This window comes from Marinilactibacillus sp. Marseille-P9653 (assembly GCF_916618885.1).
Taxonomy (GTDB): Bacteria; Bacillota; Bacilli; order Lactobacillales; family Carnobacteriaceae_A; genus Marinilactibacillus.
The window spans coordinates 659,345-677,019 of the sequence record NZ_CAKAKH010000001.1 but is presented as its reverse complement, the minus strand read 5'-3'; the positions used below and the strand labels follow the sequence as shown (position 1 = coordinate 677,019).

Below are 17,675 nucleotides of genomic sequence, written 5' to 3'. Positions count from 1 at the left end.
CAACTTCGAATAACAAGATGCACATGCTGATTTAGCTTTCAGCTTTTTAAATGTAAACAAATCACTTATCGTCAAAGAACTGGTTATCTGTTGAGCACACCAGATACATATTGTCATGTTAATAGAAGCCCTCTCTTTTTTGCAATAGTATTCATCTTCTTGATTTGACGAATGGCTCTTTTCATTTCTATCGTCATTCCATCGTGAAAGTACAAAACCTCTCCTGTTGGGTATTCTGGAGAGCGACCGGCTCTTCCGGCAATCTGAACCAGAGAAGATTCTGTAAATATTCGGTCATCCGCCCCAATAACAAGTACATCAATATCTGGAAAAGTTACGCCCCTTTCGAGAATGGTTGTCGTCATTAAGAAGTCCAATTTCTTCTCCCTCATCAAGAGGACTTTTTGTTTTCTTTGGTCATCTTGTGAATGAACAGATTCAAATCTAGCTGCTTTGAACGTTCGTCGTAAAATGACTTCAAATGTCTCCATCCATTCTATATTAGGTAAAAACATTAGAAACTTCTTTTGAAGATCTAGTCGCTTTGTGATTTCTTTAAACACTTTCGAAGATTTCTTAGGTTTAAGTAGCCTCTTTTCCCAATCTGTCTCCCTTATCGTAATCGGCATTGGGAGCGGATGGCCATGATATCTGGCAGGTAGTATGCTCGCTTTTAATTTCTTCTGACTAATTTTTTTCTGATCACTACGGTCTGGCGTCGCCGTAAGATAAATCAGTGCAGACTTCGGTTTTCTTGCTTTATCTACCGCGAAATGTAGTGCATCATCCAGTCTGAATGGAAAGGCGTCGATTTCATCAATAATCAACAAGTCAAAAGCTTCTTTGAATCGATAGAGCTGGTGTGTTGTGGCTACAACTAATTGAGTGTATGTATAAGCCTCCTCCATTTCTCCATACAAAATACTCATAGATACATTAGGAAAAGCTTGCTGAATTCTTGGAGCCAGTTCAAGACAGACATCTACTCTTGGAGAAGCCAAACAAATTCTTTTATGTGCTTTGATTGCTTTTTCTATTCCCGGAAACAACATTTCTGTTTTCCCAGCGCCCGCTACTGCCCAGAGTAAACGAACTTCGTTAGAATCAATAGATTGAATAATTTCCTCAGAAGCTTCTCTTTGCTGGTTGGATAAAGTACCTTTCCATGTTAAAACCGGACCTTTAGGAATCTCGAATTGATTCGGTTCCGGTGTATGAAAAAATCTTGAGCACCTTCTGACTTTTCCCATCTGCAGACAATTCGTGCAGTAAGTACACGGTTGCTCGCAGTAGCAGTCGTTGAATTCAATCGGAGTGATTTTTGTGTTGCATCGTCTACAATACTCTTGACCTTTCTTTGAAAAAAAGCCAGAGGTTTCTATTCGATCACTTTCTTCTAGTTTTTCAAAATCTAAGTTAACACATTCGGATTCCAAGACTTCTCTGCCATATAATTGATCAATCATTCCTAGCTCCATTCATATAGACTTGTTTTCTTCCTATCTATATAAACTATTAAAATAATGATTTTCTGACGAAAAAAAGCCAGTACACAGATGTACTGACTTCATTTAATGATATAGAAATAATTAACATTATTTTTAATTTTAAGATTCATCTGTTTTGATTGTCCAAGTTAGGCCAATTGCACCTTCGCCAGTATGAACACCAATAACAGGACCTAAAAAGCTTAAATTGAATTCGACTTCTGGGAAATCAATTTCAAGTCTCTCTTTAAACGCTTTGGCTTCATCTTCGCTGAACGCATGAACAATCGTTGCTTGAATTGAATAGTCAGAGTCTTTAACTGACTTTTCAAGCAAGCTTTCAATTTTTTTTAACGCTTTTCGTTTTGTACGGATTTTATCAAAAGGTACGATTAATCCATCAACAAAGGTTAATACTGGTTTGATATTTAAAAATGTACCGACACTACCAGCCGCTCTCGATAAACGTCCGCCTTTCACTAGATTCGTTAAATCATCTACAACAAAATATAATTCAGTTGCGGCTTTTATCGTATCCAGCTTTTCCAAAATCGCTTCAACACTTGCACCGTTCTTAGCCAATTTGGCAGCTTCCATTACTTGAAAAGCTTGACCTGCAGCAGCAAGTTCAGAATCGTATGGGTAAATATCCACATTCTCCATTGACTTTGAGACACTAACAGCATTTCGATACGTACCGGAAATATTACCTGATAAATGTATACTTATAATGGCATCGTACGTTTTTCCGAGTTCTTCATAAAGTGCTATAAAATCTCCCACTGTCGGTTGTGAGCTAGTAGGTAGTTTGTCCATTTCTCTAACTTTTAAGAAAAATTCCTCAGATGTAATATCTCGTTCTTCTTTATATACTTCATTTTCAACAATACAAGATAATGGCACCGAATAGATATCATAGGCGTCATATTGTTCATGTGATAGATACGCTGTACTATCTGTTACTACGGCTATATTCATTCTTTCACCTCGTTTCATTCGTTTGGATCCAGACTTTTATTTCTAACAAAATAGATAATCGTTCTTTTGAATATAGTATCTTATTAGCTCAATAAATCGCCTTGTAAATACACCTTTTTCATTATACACTAACTGGATAAAAAAAAGAAAGGCTGAAAATAACATGGAAAATTTTCGGACCATAAAAGAAAGCGGTTCTTATGAAATCGACATAAAAAAGTCAAAATTTATCTGTCATCTTAAAAGAACAGAAACAGAAGAAGACGCGCATGCTTTTATTGAAGCGATCAAAAAAGAACATTGGAAAGCCAATCATAACTGTTCTGCGTATATCATGGGAGAACGTTATGATATTCAGCGTGCACATGATGATGGTGAACCCAGCGGAACGGCTGGTGTTCCTATGCTTGAAATTTTAAAGAAGCGGCATTTGAATAATGTAACAGCTGTTGTTACCCGCTACTTTGGTGGAACCAAATTGGGTGCTGGTGGATTGATTCGTGCTTACGGCGGAGTCGTTAATGAAGCTCTTTCTTCTATTGGAATCGTTGAACGCTTATTGCATCAGTATATAACCGTTACTGTCTCTTATCCTCAAAGCGGACGATTAGAAAATCAATTACGCCAATCCGACTATCGACTTCAAGATATTCATTACACGGATACTGTTTCTTTTGAGTGTTTAATCGCGCTAGAGAAAACTGATGCTTTCATCTTGGACATCAAAGAATGGACAAGTGATCAGGGAGAAACCGTTTATGGACAAAAAGCTTGGATTGAAGTCCCTGTAGAAGAATAAGATAGTGGTTTAATCCTTTCAGATTCAAGCGGTCGAGAGTGATTCGTTTTGTGACTACTTATGCACACTATAAAGAGTTCTGTCGTTTTTTTAACAAGAAAGCTTGACACTATACTTGAGAAAGAGAATAATGTATTTTAGACAATTATGTCTAAAAATCTAAAATTTTTCGTCCTATAAAGGAGTATTTATTTTGTCTAAAAACAATTCTAGTCGTGCGGATAACCGTCGTTCGAATAAAAGTAAAAAGAAAAATCAAATCATTATCCTCTGCATCTTGATTCCTATATTCATCATCATCCTATTCGCAATGGCCTATTTCGCAAGACTGTTTGCCACTACAGAAAATGCGATTGACGCTTCCTATCATGAAATTGAACGCGCTAATCCTGTAGAAGAAGTGGATCCGATAGTAGAACCTGTGTCTTTCTTGATTATGGGTGTTGATAATGATGAAAATGATTCGCGTTCTTTAGGTTCTGCTAGAGCAGATTCAATCATCTACGCTACCGCCAATCCAATCACTCGAGAAATGAACATGGTCTCTATCCCAAGAGATACATACTTGCCCATTATAAAAAATAATCAAGTCGTTCGAAACGATAGAATTAACGCTGCTTACGCTGTTGGAGAAGAAAGTACTATGATCGAAACAGTAGAAAACTGGCTGGACGTTCCGATTCATTACTACGCTACATTCAACTTCGATGCTTTCCTTGAAATCATCGACGCTTTGGATGGTATTGATATGGACGTTCCGATCACTTTTTCTGAACAAAATTCCTCTGGGAAAATGGGCATGGTTCATTTAGAAGAAGGATTCCAGACACTAAATGGAGAAGAAGCCCTAGCACTTGCTCGAACAAGAAAAATCGATAATGATGTAGAACGTGGGCATCGCCAACAGCTTGTCATTCAAGCCATCATGAGTAAAGCATTGAACCTAGCTTCCCTTCCAAAATACACAGAAATCGTTGAGACAGTCGGCGCAAACATGAGAACCAATATGAGAATGAAAGATATGACTGCATTAGCTCAAACAGGTCTAGACAGTAAATTTGCGATTGAATCTCACGTATTTGAATGGTCAAGTTTTACGGAAAGAGGTATGGATCTGGTCAAAATCGATCCAACTAGCTTTGCCAATATTCAAATGGACCTAAAAAATTCACTAGTTGTTAACGCATTTTCAAACCAATCCTATACGGAAGATTCAGACGAAGAAACCTCTTCTGGTCAAACAACTTATGACCAAGACGCCAGTGCTTCAGACCCTGTTACATCTAGCTCTAGTTCGGATTAACAATCTTAAAAAAGAAACCAGACGCCTTATTGGTCGTCTGGTTTCTTTTTATTTAATCGATTTCCGAATTCTCTTAGTGATTTGAGTAAAGGTCTTCTATCAACGCCAACTAAACCAATAATTTCAACAAATAATTCTACACCGATCACAACTGAAATGGTTAAAAGAGCCGAGCCCCAAAACGTAGAAAAGTTGTAAAGTAAAGCAATCACTGAAAAGATAGCCGATACACTATAGATTGCTAACACCGTTTGCCTATGAGATAATCCCAGCGACATCAATCTATGATGAATATGATTCTTATCTGCGACAGATATGGACTGACGATTGATTTTTCGTCTGAGTATGGCAAAAAGCGTATCCGTTATCGGAATACCTAAAATCACGACAGGTAAAACCAAAGAAATTAATGTTGCATTCTTAAGTCCTTGTAATGAAAAGACGCCTATCATAAATCCGATAAACAACGCTCCCGTGTCTCCTAGAAAAATACTAGCCGGTTGAAAATTATAGGGCCAGAATCCAGCGATTGCACCAATCAGGATAAAGATCATAATAGAAATCGAGACTTCCTGAATCGTTAAAAAGAAAAAGCCAATAATTCCCATAGTCGTTAATGCAATAATGGATACCCCACTAGCTAATCCATCTAGTCCGTCTATTAAATTCACCGCATTCGTAAAGCCAAGAATCCAGATTAGTGTGAATGGTAAACTCCAAGAACCAAATTCTAGTGTACCTATAAAGGGCAAGGTCATGGTTTCCAAGGAAACATCCCCAAAATAAGAAACGATAAACGCTCCAATGAGGATACCAGCAATTTTTAACAACGGACTAAGGCTTTTCAAGTCGTCAATCATACCGGTAATTAAAACTGCTAATGATCCTAGAAAAATAGGAAAAACAATAGACTGTGGAATCGGCAGTAAGACAAACAAAGAAAAATAGAACGCAATAAAGATTGTCACACCACCCATTGTTGGCATCACTTTATTGTGCACCCTTCTTGCATCCGGTATATCAACTAATTTAAATTTAATTGCGATTCTTTTATAGATTGCCGTCAGCCCTATACTAATAATTGTAGTAGCAATCGTGACAAGCAAAACTAAGTACATATCATACATAATCATATCTCATTTCTGGTATACTTTCTTTCATTATATCATTGCGAGAATCCAAAACACAATTGCATTTCTGAATCAACTGAATTAAACTATAGAATAGAAATAGCGAGACTTATTTTGGAATTACAATGTCTTATATAACGATAAAGAATCGAGGCAGTCATGCGTTCACAAAAACACGAAAAAAAGCAGAATAGAAATAAATGGTTTATAAGAGGATTGCTCTCAGTCCTTGTTTTACTGATATTCATTCTCGGCTCCGGCGTAGGCTATTACGGAAGTAAAATCCTTGAAGTTTTAAATAATGTTTCAGAAGGCACGCCCGAAGAATTACAAGACACTACCGAACAAGATATTCTCTTAAAAAATAAAAAACCCTTCTCAGTTCTGCTTCTTGGTCTTGATGAAGATGCAGGAACCAGACGATCAGATACGATTATCGTTGCCACTATCAACCCTACTGAAGAATCTGTTAAAATGCTTTCTATCCCTAGAGACACCATGATCGATCTTCCGGGTACCAATCGATCTGAAAAAATTAACGCTTTATATGCTTTATACGGTATATCCGGTACGATTGACTATATTGAAGATTACCTTGATATCCCAATCTCTTATTACGCTACCTTAAACTTTGAAGGACTTGTCGATCTTGTCGATGCCGTTGGTGGCGTTACAATAGACTCTCAATTATCTTTTACGGTACAAGACAGCACTGAAAAAGCAGACGCTATCGAAATTGATGAAGGTGTTCAGACTTTAGATGGTGAACATGCACTGGGCTATGCTCGAATGAGAAAACAAGATCCTCGTGGTGACTGGGGCAGACAGGAAAGACAAAGAGAGGTCATTCAAGCTTTGTCTGAAGAATTACTTTCCTTGAATTCTTTTACAAATTTTTCTCCAATAATGGATGCAATCAGCCCCAATTTCCAGACAAACCTTTCCGGAATGCAAATCTGGACGATTGCAAACAATTATACTGAAGCTGCTAACGACGTAGAATCACTAGAATTACGTGGTGAAGCAGACTATGTCTATTTCCCGGCGTATGGTTTGGATTTGTATGTTTGGCTACCTTTCGATGAATCTGTTAAAGAACTCCAAGATACGTTCAAACAGCATCTCGAATTAGATACGTCAACGACAACAAACGAAACTGGTGTCGGTCTCGACGATCAGCTCGAGGACATTCCAGAAGAAAATCCTGAAGACCGTTCCTTTGAGGATCCTTTAGAAGATGACTTAGATATAGACGAAGACTTCAATTAAAAAGAAACCTCTTGAAAGATACGTGAACACGTATCTTTCAAGAGGTTTTCGTGTATCTACACTGTTTATAACTCTGATAGTGGTGTATTTAGTCTCTCATTAATCAATTCAAACCACATCTGATAGCCATCTCCATTAGGATGAACCTCATCATCTAGATAATCTTCTATATTGAAATCCAATGCTTGAATTTTTTCGTTCATTAACGTAAAAATATCAATAAATGGCCATTCCTGATTTCTTACGAATGCTGCAATCTCTTCATTGTACTGTTGATACGTTAGAACTCCATCATCTAAGTACACTTCGTTATAAATCGTAGGATTTGCCGTTGTTAGCACAACAAGCGTTTCAGGTAATTCTTCACGGAAACGATTCATAATCGCAATCAATTCTTCCTTTGTATGAGAAAGATCATTTTGAGGAAACCGGTTATTATTGATCAGACATAACTCAAATAAAATAATATCAGGGTTCAGGTCTATGGTTTCTTGTATCTTTCCTTGGACCATTAAATCTGTCGTACTGAATCCATTAAATCCCTGGTTCCAGACCGTTGTTCTAATGCCTTCACGCTGAGATAATTCTTGCTCCAGTCGTTTTCCCCATACTGGTTTTTCAAGCGTAGCCCCCATGCCTCTTGTCACACTACTGCCCAGCACTGCAATATCTACCACGCCATCTCTATTAGAAAGAAATCGTACTCTATCCAGAAAGGTTTCAGATGCTTGTGCATACACTTTAGAGTGGTCATTAGTCAATTCTTGCGAAAGAGATTCCTGCTGTCTGTTTAATCCCCAGTACAGACCACTAAATAAAAGTAGAATTCCAAAAAATCCCACAAGATAATACTGGCTCCCAGCTTTTTCTTTTTCGTTCATATGACTCACTTCCATCCTATAAGAATATAACACATTATTTATTTAGAATTATGTTCCTATCTTACATAATTCTTTACTACTTGTCTTCCTTTTTCCGATCATATTTTCTACTTTATCAATCAGTCGTAAAATCTCTGGCACATTTTAGAGTAGCTAGTTTTCTGGACATAAAAAAATGACCTGAAGGAATTGTACCCCTCAGGTCTAACGGATTGTTCGTCGTTATTTTTTTGTGGCTTCTAAGAAAAATTCGTATCGGTCTCCAACATACTGAGAGCGAACGTATTCAAAGGGGGTTCCTTCTTGGCTATAACTGACTTGTCTAAGCCGTAACACAGAAGAACCACGTTTGATTCCAAGCATTTCTGCTATAGACTCAGATGCCCATGTAGCAGAAATGGTTTGTTCAGAACGCTCTACGCGCATCCCTTTTTCCATTTCAAGCGTTTTGAAAAGGTGTTGCGTGATTTGCGTCTTACTTAAATCCTCAACAAATTTAAAAGGAATCGTCGCGACTTCATAGCAAATTGGGATGCCGTCTGCTGTACGGATTCTTTCCATGATGAGCACTTCTTCGTTGTGTTCAATCATTAATTTTTCTGATTCGCTGATACTAGCCGGTTTCGTATGGAAAGCTACCAGTTTACTAGCGGGACTTTTCCCTTGTCTCTCAACTGTTTCTGTAAAACTTGGAACACCGCTCATTTTCTCTCTAACCTTTTCAAGCGCTACAAATGTTCCAGCGCCTCTTCTTCTCTCAAGCAAGCCTTCGTCTACTAAAGTATTCACGGCTTGTCTAGCAGTCATTCTACTTACATCAAATTGAAGAGCGAGATCTCTCTCTGAAGGAATTTTCCGGCCTTCTTCCCATTCGCGAGAGTTAATCCACTCTCTCATTTGATTATGCATTTGTATATAAACAGGCATCTTCTTAGGCATGCAACTCATCCTTTCCAACATCACACTTAACTAAAAAAATGATTTAGATAAATGTGTTAGAACACTTTAAAGTCTACTTGCAGCTGCCTCATCGATTATAATCGTCACGTTATCATGTGTCTGTAACACACTTGCCGGCACTTGTTCAGTTATGGAACCATTGATCATTTGATCTATAGCCTCAGATTTTTCTTCACCGTAAGCCATCAACACAATCTGTTTTGCGGACAATATCGATTTGATCCCCATTGAAAAAGCATACTTTGGTACTTCTTCTTCTGACTCAAAATATCGTTTGTTTGACTCAATCGTCGCATCTGTCAGTTTTTCCATGTGTGTTTCTTGTAAGAAAGAAGTGCCAGGCTCGTTAAATCCAATGTGTGCATTCGTTCCAATTCCCAAAATCTGCAAGTCGATCGGGTATTCTTCTATTATCTTATTGTACCTTTTTATTTCTTCTTGTTCATCCCCTAATCCGTCAGGTATAAAAGTTTTTTTGAATGGTTTAGATGAAAATAGATTATCTTCCATGAAAGTATGATAACTTTGTGGGTGATCCGCTGGAAGTCCGACATATTCGTCAAGATTGACAGAAATCATGTCAGAATAATCCAACTCACTTTCTCTCATTTCCTTGTATAGCGTTTCAGGCGTACTTCCAGTCGCCAATCCTAGAACTTTCGCTCCAGATTCCATCGCTTCTTTAATGAGTTCAAATGCTTTTTTCCCACCTTGCTCTTTATTTTCTACTACAATAACGTTTAATCCATGTTTAGTTTTAAATTGTCTAGCTGATGTCATGTATTTCTCCTCCTACAATCGTTTGAACTAGCGCCAAGTCTTCGGTCAATACAAGCATATCTGCATCATTACTTGGCATCAGTGCTCCTTTGCGCTCCAGCTTGAACTCTTTTGCCTGATTCACTGAGCTCATTTTAACGGCTTCTTCAATAGAACACCCTGTAAACTGAATCACATTTTTGAAAGCATCTATAAATGTCAGGACACTTCCGGCTAAAGTTCCGTCCTCCAGTCTGGCTTGTTTGTCTTTCACCATAACTTTTTGACCACCCAGTTCACTTTCTCCCTCTGGAGCGTTTTTCGCGCGCATAGCATCTGTAATCAATTCAATACCATCGGCACCTTTTGCTTTGTATGCTAACTTAACCATTTCTGGTGAGATATGAAATCCGTCTACGATCATCTCTACAGTGACCTCATCTTCTAGCAAACCAAATCCGCTGACTCCAACCTCTCTATGATGCAGTCCACGCTGTCCGTTGAAAAGATGCGTTACATGAGTCGCTCCAGAATCTTTGAGTTCCTGATATTTTGCGTCTGAATGTCCTGCTGAAAGGACGATATCCTGTTCTTCACAGTATTTCTCAAAATCTGAAACGTCTCCAGTTTCAGGTGCATAGGTGACTAACTTGATTAATCCACCGCTTAGCTCATTCCACTTTTCTATTTTTTCTTTATCTGCAACGGCAATATATTTTTCAGGTTGAGCGCCTTTGTGCTCAACGGATAAAAAAGGACCTTCTAAATGAATCCCTTGAATCATCGAATTCATTTCACCAGCTTCTTTGATTTGTTCCATCGCTGCTTCAATACTTTCATCTGATTGCGTCATTGTTGTTGGGAAGTAACTCGTGATGCCTTCAGACAGCATTTTTTTAGTCATTTCGCTGATCTCTTCTGCAGTACCATCCATATTATCCGTTCCGTAACCACCATGACTATGAACATCAATAAATCCGGGTACAATCAATTTGTTTTTCATATCGATTTCTTTTTCATCTTCTTGAGGCTCATAGGCATCCATCTGTCCAACACCGATAATTTCCTGATCAAAGCGTATATAACCATCTTCTATTAGGCTTTCTCCTGTATAAATTTGCGCGTGCGTATATACTGTTGTCATAACTGCTCCTCCTTATGCTCTATTCTGCCTCATTGTAATTGGTATATACCAAAATGTCAACTGTATAACCCGTCGTGCACTCATTCTTTATAAAATAAAAACCCCGGAACGAAAGATCCGGGGTCTAAGCTATTCTATTTCCAGAAATCGTCGAAAACTGTAATCGGTAAATGGCGTTTGTGCTGTGTTTTCAAATACCATTCTTCAATTTTTTCTGCTGCTTGCTCAGAGACGTCTTTACCTTCAAGATAAGCGTCAATTTCCTCATACGTTACTCCAAGGACATCTTCATCAGCTAATCCAGGTTTATCACTTTCCAGATCAGCTGTCGGAACTTTTTTGTAAAATGCTTCCGGCGCGCCTAATGCTTTCAGTAATGACTTACCTTGTCCTTTATTGAGTCTAAATAACGGGTTCAAGTCTGTTCCACCATCGCCATACTTCGTAAAGAAACCTGTCACACTTTCGGCAGAGTGGTCAGTACCTAAAACCGCTCCATTATGGTGTGCAGCTACAGCGTACTGTATAACCATTCTTTCTCTAGCCTTAATATTGCCTCTATTAAAATCTGAAATATCCACTCCACCAGCTTTCAGCGAAGCTACTGAAGCATCTACTGTAGGTTTGATATCCACTTTGACAACTTTATCTGGTTTCATCCATTCAATAGCTGCCATTGCGTCGTCCTCATCAGCCTGCTCGCCGTATGGTAACCTCATGGCTACGAAAGCATAGCTTTCATCTTTGGTTTCTTCACGCATTTCTTCCATGGCGATCTGCGCTAATCTCCCTAATAAAGAAGAGTCTTGCCCTCCAGAAATACCGAGTACAAAGGTTTTTAAAAAAGTATGTTTTTTAAAATAGTCTTTCATCAGATCAACACTTCTACGAATTTCTTCTTGCGCGTCAATTTCTGGTGAAACGGCCATTTCTTCAATAATTTGTTTTTTTAAATCTGACATCATTTTCTTTCATCCCCTATCAAATAATATAAAATGATTCTAGTTTAGTTTAACAAAAAATCCAATTTACTTCTAAAATACTGATTTTGATTTATCTGTTGGCATATTTTTAAATTGTTTGATCGTTTCTACTTTGGCATCAAATAATTTTTGTGATAAATCGACTGGATAAGGTTCAGGATTTAACAAACGTTTATTTTCTTCCCATTGTTCAGCTAAACTCTTTTTAGCATACGTTCTAACGTCTTCAAGCGGTGGCAAGTCGTAGATGGTTTCCCCGTCAACAATGATATCCTGTAAGAGCGGCCTAGCCTGAAACTCTGTAAGGGTTTTGTTAATATAGTTGTACTGTGGGTGGAACATAAATAGGTCTGCCTGATCATTTGGTTGCTCTTCAACCAAAGTGATATAATCCCCCTCAGGTTTCTGATCATTATTTGAACGAATTCTCCAAACCTGTTTTTTGCCTGGAGTTGTGATCTTAGCGGCATTTCCTGTTAATTTGAGGGTATGATGCATTCCGCCATCATTTCCTTCAACGGAAACAATTTTATAGACAGCACCTAGGGCTGGTTGGTCATACGCTGTGATCATTTTTGTTCCAACGCCCCATACATCGATTTTAGCGCCTTGCATTTTCAAGTTCAAAATGGTTTCCGCATCAAGATCATTTGAGACAAAGATTTTGGCGTCTGTGAATCCAGCATCATCTAACTGTTGACGGACTCTTTTAGACAAGTAAGACAAATCTCCTGAGTCTAGTCTAACCCCTAAAAAGTTAATGGTGTCGCCCATTTCTTTTGCAACTTTAATTGCATTTGGCACACCTGATTCCAAAGTGTTGAAAGTGTCTACTAAAAAAACACAATCTTTATGTGTTTCAGCATATGCTTTAAATGCTTGATACTCATCACGATACGCTTGCACTAATGCATGCGCATGGGTTCCAGATGCGGGAATACCAAAGATTTTAGCTGCTCTTGTATTACTCGTCGAATCGACCCCTGCGATATAAGTTGCTCTCGCTCCCCAAATCGCTGCGTCCATTTCTTGGGCACGTCGAGCCCCAAACTCTAAGACAGGATCCTCTCCAGCCGCACTTTTAATCTGGGCTGCTTTAGTGGCAATCAATGTCTGGAAGTTCACGATATTCAGTAACGCTGTTTCAATCAATTGGCAGTCAATGATCGTTCCTTCCACTTGAATCAGTGGTTCATTTGCAAAAGCTACTTCTCCTTCTTTAAATGAACGCAATGTTCCTTTAAAGCGCCAATCTTTAAGAAATTCCAGAAACTCTTCTGGATAATGTTCAATGTCTCTCAAATAATCAATATCCGATTCTGTAAATTTTAAATTTTCAATGTATTGAACAATTCTTTCAAGTCCTGTGAAAATCGTATAACCCATACCAAACGGATTATTTCGATAATAAACTTCAAATACGGCGCGTTTCTGATCGTTCCCTTTCTTCCAGTGGGTCAAAATCATGTTGATTTCATACAGGTCTGTATGTAACGCAACGCTATCATCCGCATATGTGGGGTTCATAGTGTAGTTCCTCCTAATTGGTGCTTACAATATGTTAGCTAGTATATCATATTCTCTTACTGGTTTCTTTCAATGTGACTAAAACCATCTTGACTCATAAACAATTTCTATAAACTTCCATTGTTTCAAGCCCTTGCTTTTCGATAGTGAATTGCTTGCTCCACTCGTAAAAGCGCGTTCCTTTTATCTTCAAAGTACCTTGTTCCCACTCAAAGTAAGCTTCTTCAATTGCTTGAGCAAGAGCAATCGGATCTTCTGCTGGAATGAGCCAACCAATCGTTTTGTCCGGGATCATTTCTTTTACGTCTCCCACATCTGTAGCGATGACAGGTCTCTTATTTTCCCCGGCTTCCAAAGCAACGAGTGGAAAACTTTCACTAAGTGATGGATTGATCAAGATATCCGATTCAACGATCTGATCCCCTACAGCTTTCGCTTCAATCCATCCTAGAAAATGCACTTTTTCTTTTAGTCCCGCTTTTTCAACAGATTCGCGTAGAGCAAGTTCTTGTTCACCTATCCCGCAAATGTTCAGTTCCCAGTTGTCAAAACGAACGAGTTTCAACGCTTCAATCAAATGGCGATGACCTTTCACCCATTCCAGTCGACCAACAGTAATCATTTTAAAATGATTTCTTTTGTCACTAATTCTTTGCTGACTGATTGACTGTTCGAAGGCACGACCGTTATGTACGACCGTGATGTGTTGTTCATTTACATGACGTTGAACCAATATTCTTTTTATTTCACCGGAAATAGCAATCAAATGATCTGGTCTGGTCAAGGATTTCAAGTTGAGCCATTCAAAGACTTTCCCTTTCAGTCCTCGGCCTTGGAAGTCTAATGTAGGATCGCTATGAATGGTTGTGATCCACTTAGCCTTCATAGTCGAACGGATCAACCCTACAAGTAGATTGGCTCTTGGGCCGTGTGAGTGGACGATATCGAACTGATTCTGATTGATCCATTTTCTTAATTTTGAAAGAATCGACAAATCATATCTTGAGCGCTGGGGAAGTACCGTAACCGATATGCCATTTTTTCGAGCATTTTCTGCTACTGGACCTTCTTCAAATACGAGTAATTCCATATCGATTTTGTCTATTCCTTGAAAGAGTGACATGATATGAAATAAGCCACCGCCATACTCATTCCCAGCATTAATGTGTAAAATTTTCATTTCGTTACGTTCCAAAATCTTATTTTCCATTTTTAGGTACTCTCTTTAATTGACGTTGCTTACGGATTTCTCCCATAAATACAGGTAGCGCTAGCATGCGTTTATATCTGGAAGGTTGTTTTAATAATCTATAAAGCCATTCGATATGTAACTTCTGAACGATCTTTGGCGCGCGTTTCGATTTTCCAGATAACACATCAAAACTTCCACCTACTCCGATCGCAATGCCTCGGTCAGCTACCTGAAGATACTGATGAATCCAATTTTCTTGTCTTGGAAATCCAAATGCCACAAGAATCAAATCAGGTTTCAAATCAGCGACTTGCTCAATCATCTTAGGATCTGAATGGTCAAAATAACCGTGATGATATCCGACGATTTCCAGACCTGGCCAGCGCTTTCTTGCATTTTCTACTGCTTTTGCAACAACTTCCTCTTGAGCTCCAATAAAGTATACGCGTTTTTTGTATTCACTAGATAATTCTAGTAAGCCCAGCATCAATTCAAAACCAGGTACTCTCTCTTTGATCGGCGTTTTGAGTGTTTTTGCAGCTCTGACGATTCCAATGCCGTCTGGAGCTATGTAGTCTGCTTTCAATAATAAATCGAAGTACCTGTCGTCTTCTTTTGCGTACATGACAATTTCCGGATTAGCTGTGACCAGAAAGGTTTTCTGCTGATTTTCCATTCTCATGAGAAGCTGGGTCAGAAATTCTACTCGAGTTAAATTATCAAAAGGAATGCCTAATATCGATATCTTCTCATTGTTCATTCCATTCATCCGTTCCATAGATTCTATTGCTTTTATTGTAATACAATTCTTTCCTACCGTACAGTCCATCCTTGCTTTAAATATCTCTTAATTCAGCTTTTTTTAGTTACTCTTATTCTGATTCAAAATATCTCTGACAAATTTCTGTATAAGATTGAATTTCCATCCCTGGCTGCACTACAAGTTCTTGCTTCAATTCCTTATAAGCTTCTTTTGCTTGGCTGTTCTGGTTTAAATGATTTCTAAAAAACAACAAATCATTCCACTTCTTTGAATCTTTTTCAACAAGATGAATAAAGTGAGTTTTAACTGAATAACTTTTGTCCGTAAAACGCGCAAGCACAATCTCATCTGGTTTCTCAACTTTCAATCTTAAAAAACCAGCTTCTTTTAACTGGGTAAACAGCTTAGCGTCAATCTGTTTTAAAGAATCGATCCCTACCATAATATCAATGATTGGTTTTGCTGGCATCCCGACTATTGAGGTACTACCAATATGCTGAATTCGATCCGGCTTTAGTGCTGTACAGTCAATTATTTGCTTTTTAATATTCATAAAAGCTTTTTCCCAAGATGGATCATACGGGCTTAGTCGTAAGTCATTTTTCTTCAATCCAAGTTCCATAAACAAACACCTCTTATAAGTAGTATAAAGAATTTTCCATATAATATTAAGCTATTCTATTATAATTTATAGGACTGTAATCATATCATTATTTTTAGAAATAAAAAGAGCAGAAGAGTTATGCTCTCCTGCTCAATATTTTAAATCATTTAGTTTTTTATTTTATAAAGAAACGTCTTCTGACTCGCTTCCTTTTTTGTTTTTAACGGTAACTTTTTTAGGTTCGACTTTTAAAACAAGAATGTTGGGATCTTGTTTGCTTTCGTAACGCTCGTCCATGTAATCATTCCAAGATTTATCAATTACTTCTTGATTTTCAGTTGTTGAAACAACACCTTCTATTTCAACATAATCTTTATTGATCAAACCTTCTTCATGTCCAAGTAACACAAAGACATTTGGATTTTGTTCGATATCTTCTACTTTTTCTGTTCTTTTATCAGTAACCGTATAAAGGGTTAACCCTTCACAATGAAAAGACATGTAGCGTGCTACTGGTTTATTTCCTGAGATAGTTGCTAGTATACCTGTGTCATTCTTGTCCATGATTTTTAAAGCCTTTTCTTTTGAATTAGCCATATTACTCATCTCCTTTGAAGTTATCTTTACTATGCCAGAGATGTTACTTGTATGCAAAGAATCTGCTTTTAGGTAAATAAAAAAAGCAATCTTTGAAGACTGCTTTTTTCTCGAAATCAATATAGGATGCTTAAGATTCAACTTGATTTTTCCCAGTACTTTTCACTTTGTAAAGCATACTATCTGCTCTGTTAAATAATTGACTTACCGTCTCTTTGGGTTGATACTGCGCAACACCAGCACTACTCGTCACTTCAGCTGGTTCAGTGAAATCTGCTTTTGACAATTGAGTTCTAATTGTTTCTGAGAATTCATGCGCTTCTGCTTTTGAAGTGTCGGGTAAGACGATCACAAATTTTCCACCTTCAAAATTCCCTGCGTAATCTCCATCTCTTAAGTTGTCATTAATAATTTGACCAGCTTTCTTGATGATTTCATCTCCAAAAAGCGGACCAAAAAGAGAATTCTGATGACTTAAATTGTCAATATCCAGTAAACTGATCGAAACAGTTTTATCTTCACCCATTTGAGCTTCGTTTACGAGTTTGCCTAACTCGAACAAAATATTCGCTCGATTATATAAACCTGTCAATGAATCTTTTTTAGATTGGATTGCCCATTCTTTGTTTTCTTCTAAAAGTCTGCGTCTTTCTTCTTCATAATCTGTAACATCGAATACGATACCCGACAAGAATAAAGGCGCGCCTTCTTCAGAGCGCTTGGTGACTTTGCCACGATCATAGTACGTACGGTAACCACCATCTTTGGTCTTAATTCGATATCTTACTTCCCATACTGGACTCTGGTTTGATAAATGATCTCGCATAGCGTCCATTACGCGCTCATAATCATCTGGGTGTAGTTTATCCGTAAAGAATTGGAAGTCAACGTATTCTGGTAATTCTTCTTTTGTGTATCCTAATGCCATAGCTTTCATAGGATTGAATGTCACTCTATTTACTTGGAAGTCCCAATACCAGTGTCCTAAATTACCAGACCACGCGAAATCTAGAGAATCTTGTTCCTCCTGTAGGGTTAATAACTCTCTGTTTAATCGTTTAACAGATTCCAATTCTGATTTGAGTGCTTCAAGTTCTTTTTGTATATCTTTCTCGCTCATCTACTCACACCTCTCACAAATAATTATATGACACAGCAACATATGTATATACTGTTATGAGAGACCCTCAATCAAAAAAATGACTGTCTGTTCACATTTAAGACAAAAGATGAAAACACTTTTTCTTATAATCGGAGTATATTAACACCTATTCTGTAATATATCTAAATCTTTTATTA

General features: G+C 37.9%; 17 protein-coding genes. 3 read left to right on the top strand and 14 right to left on the bottom strand.

The window, feature by feature from the left end:
• Positions 1 to 113: 113 nt before the first annotated feature.
• Both LG377_RS03380 and LG377_RS03375 read right to left on the bottom strand, forming a co-directional pair.
• On the bottom strand, positions 114 to 1,466 hold the full coding sequence (locus tag LG377_RS03380; protein WP_225743298.1) for a DEAD/DEAH box helicase: 1,353 nt from the start codon (positions 1,464 to 1,466) through the stop codon (positions 114 to 116).
• A gap of 141 nt (positions 1,467 to 1,607) precedes the next feature.
• The gene (locus tag LG377_RS03375) at positions 1,608 to 2,465 is read right to left on the bottom strand and encodes a DegV family protein (RefSeq protein WP_225743297.1); all 858 of its coding nucleotides are present in this window, start codon (positions 2,463 to 2,465) and stop codon (positions 1,608 to 1,610) included.
• Between the two features lie 163 nt (positions 2,466 to 2,628).
• On the opposite strand from LG377_RS03375, the gene LG377_RS03370 reads away from it, so the two are divergent.
• Together LG377_RS03370 and LG377_RS03365 are read left to right on the top strand one after the other, a co-directional pair.
• Complete coding sequence (locus LG377_RS03370) at positions 2,629 to 3,264, top strand: YigZ family protein (RefSeq protein WP_225743296.1); 636 nt, start codon at positions 2,629 to 2,631, stop codon at positions 3,262 to 3,264.
• Positions 3,265 to 3,457: 193 nt separating this feature from the next.
• On the top strand, positions 3,458 to 4,567 hold the full coding sequence (locus LG377_RS03365; protein ID WP_225743295.1) for an LCP family protein: 1,110 nt from the start codon (positions 3,458 to 3,460) through the stop codon (positions 4,565 to 4,567).
• 26 nt (positions 4,568 to 4,593) lie between these two features.
• Here the strand turns inward: LG377_RS03365 and LG377_RS03360 are convergent, their stop codons facing one another.
• Positions 4,594 to 5,685 (bottom strand): glycosyltransferase family 4 protein, encoded by a 1,092-nt coding sequence (locus LG377_RS03360; protein ID WP_305067562.1) that lies wholly within the window; start codon positions 5,683 to 5,685, stop codon positions 4,594 to 4,596.
• Positions 5,686 to 5,856: 171 nt separating this feature from the next.
• Here LG377_RS03360 and LG377_RS03355 point away from each other — a divergent pair, with 171 nt between their 5' ends.
• Positions 5,857 to 6,966 (top strand): LCP family protein, encoded by a 1,110-nt coding sequence (locus LG377_RS03355; RefSeq protein WP_225743293.1) that lies wholly within the window; start codon positions 5,857 to 5,859, stop codon positions 6,964 to 6,966.
• A 65-nt stretch (positions 6,967 to 7,031) separates the two neighbouring features.
• On the opposite strand, the gene LG377_RS03350 is transcribed toward LG377_RS03355, so the two are convergent.
• The 11 genes from LG377_RS03350 to LG377_RS03300 all read right to left on the bottom strand — a co-directional run bounded on the left by LG377_RS03350 (position 7,032) and on the right by LG377_RS03300 (position 17,496).
• Positions 7,032 to 7,847 (bottom strand): SGNH/GDSL hydrolase family protein, encoded by an 816-nt coding sequence (locus LG377_RS03350; RefSeq protein WP_225743292.1) that lies wholly within the window; start codon positions 7,845 to 7,847, stop codon positions 7,032 to 7,034.
• Between the two features lie 222 nt (positions 7,848 to 8,069).
• Positions 8,070 to 8,786, bottom strand: coding sequence for a GntR family transcriptional regulator (locus tag LG377_RS03345; protein WP_305067548.1), 717 nt, complete (start codon positions 8,784 to 8,786; stop codon positions 8,070 to 8,072).
• 66 nt (positions 8,787 to 8,852) lie between these two features.
• A complete protein-coding gene (locus tag LG377_RS03340; RefSeq protein ID WP_225743290.1) occupies positions 8,853 to 9,587 on the bottom strand; it encodes a glucosamine-6-phosphate deaminase in 735 nt (244 codons plus the stop codon).
• Positions 9,574 to 10,710 carry an N-acetylglucosamine-6-phosphate deacetylase gene (nagA, locus tag LG377_RS03335; RefSeq protein WP_225743289.1) on the bottom strand — a complete coding sequence of 379 codons (1,137 nt, stop codon included), beginning with the start codon at positions 10,708 to 10,710 and terminating at the stop codon, positions 9,574 to 9,576. Before nagA ends, LG377_RS03340 begins: the two co-directional genes overlap by 14 nt.
• A 134-nt stretch (positions 10,711 to 10,844) precedes the next feature.
• Complete coding sequence (gene nadE, locus LG377_RS03330) at positions 10,845 to 11,672, bottom strand: ammonia-dependent NAD(+) synthetase (protein ID WP_225744621.1); 828 nt, start codon at positions 11,670 to 11,672, stop codon at positions 10,845 to 10,847.
• Positions 11,673 to 11,744: 72 nt separating this feature from the next.
• The gene (locus LG377_RS03325) at positions 11,745 to 13,220 is read right to left on the bottom strand and encodes a nicotinate phosphoribosyltransferase (protein ID WP_225743288.1); all 1,476 of its coding nucleotides are present in this window, start codon (positions 13,218 to 13,220) and stop codon (positions 11,745 to 11,747) included.
• 94 nt (positions 13,221 to 13,314) lie between these two features.
• Complete coding sequence (locus LG377_RS03320; RefSeq protein WP_225743287.1) at positions 13,315 to 14,430, bottom strand: glycosyltransferase family 4 protein; 1,116 nt, start codon at positions 14,428 to 14,430, stop codon at positions 13,315 to 13,317.
• Positions 14,420 to 15,172 carry a WecB/TagA/CpsF family glycosyltransferase gene (locus tag LG377_RS03315; RefSeq protein ID WP_225743286.1) on the bottom strand — a complete coding sequence of 251 codons (753 nt, stop codon included), beginning with the start codon at positions 15,170 to 15,172 and terminating at the stop codon, positions 14,420 to 14,422. The genes LG377_RS03320 and LG377_RS03315 overlap by 11 nt, the downstream gene beginning before the upstream one ends.
• Before the next feature lie 112 nt (positions 15,173 to 15,284).
• Positions 15,285 to 15,797, bottom strand: a complete 513-nt coding sequence (locus LG377_RS03310; protein WP_225743285.1) for a GrpB family protein — start codon at positions 15,795 to 15,797, stop codon at positions 15,285 to 15,287.
• 162 nt (positions 15,798 to 15,959) lie between these two features.
• Complete coding sequence (locus LG377_RS03305; RefSeq protein WP_225743284.1) at positions 15,960 to 16,376, bottom strand: pyridoxamine 5'-phosphate oxidase family protein; 417 nt, start codon at positions 16,374 to 16,376, stop codon at positions 15,960 to 15,962.
• Between the two features lie 130 nt (positions 16,377 to 16,506).
• Positions 16,507 to 17,496: a sensor domain-containing diguanylate cyclase gene (locus LG377_RS03300; RefSeq protein WP_225743283.1), complete on the bottom strand. Its 990-nt coding sequence runs from the start codon at positions 17,494 to 17,496 to the stop codon at positions 16,507 to 16,509.
• Positions 17,497 to 17,675 lie beyond the last annotated feature (179 nt).

Coding starts and splice junctions, on each gene's coding strand:
- LG377_RS03380 (WP_225743298.1), bottom strand. CDS start 1,466: ATGATTGATCAATTATATGGCAGAGAAGTCTTGGAATCCGAATGTGTT.
- LG377_RS03375 (WP_225743297.1), bottom strand. CDS start 2,465: ATGAATATAGCCGTAGTAACAGATAGTACAGCGTATCTATCACATGAA.
- LG377_RS03370 (WP_225743296.1), top strand. CDS start 2,629: ATGGAAAATTTTCGGACCATAAAAGAAAGCGGTTCTTATGAAATCGAC.
- LG377_RS03360 (WP_305067562.1), bottom strand. CDS start 5,685: ATGTACTTAGTTTTGCTTGTCACGATTGCTACTACAATTATTAGTATA.
- LG377_RS03355 (WP_225743293.1), top strand. CDS start 5,857: ATGCGTTCACAAAAACACGAAAAAAAGCAGAATAGAAATAAATGGTTT.
- LG377_RS03350 (WP_225743292.1), bottom strand. CDS start 7,847: ATGAACGAAAAAGAAAAAGCTGGGAGCCAGTATTATCTTGTGGGATTT.
- LG377_RS03345 (WP_305067548.1), bottom strand. CDS start 8,786: ATGCCTAAGAAGATGCCTGTTTATATACAAATGCATAATCAAATGAGA.
- LG377_RS03340 (WP_225743290.1), bottom strand. CDS start 9,587: ATGACATCAGCTAGACAATTTAAAACTAAACATGGATTAAACGTTATT.
- nagA (WP_225743289.1), bottom strand. CDS start 10,710: ATGACAACAGTATATACGCACGCGCAAATTTATACAGGAGAAAGCCTA.
- nadE (WP_225744621.1), bottom strand. CDS start 11,672: ATGTCAGATTTAAAAAAACAAATTATTGAAGAAATGGCCGTTTCACCA.
- LG377_RS03325 (WP_225743288.1), bottom strand. CDS start 13,220: ATGAACCCCACATATGCGGATGATAGCGTTGCGTTACATACAGACCTG.
- LG377_RS03320 (WP_225743287.1), bottom strand. CDS start 14,430: ATGGAAAATAAGATTTTGGAACGTAACGAAATGAAAATTTTACACATT.
- LG377_RS03315 (WP_225743286.1), bottom strand. CDS start 15,172: ATGAACAATGAGAAGATATCGATATTAGGCATTCCTTTTGATAATTTA.
- LG377_RS03310 (WP_225743285.1), bottom strand. CDS start 15,797: ATGGAACTTGGATTGAAGAAAAATGACTTACGACTAAGCCCGTATGAT.
- LG377_RS03305 (WP_225743284.1), bottom strand. CDS start 16,376: ATGGCTAATTCAAAAGAAAAGGCTTTAAAAATCATGGACAAGAATGAC.
- LG377_RS03300 (WP_225743283.1), bottom strand. CDS start 17,496: ATGAGCGAGAAAGATATACAAAAAGAACTTGAAGCACTCAAATCAGAA.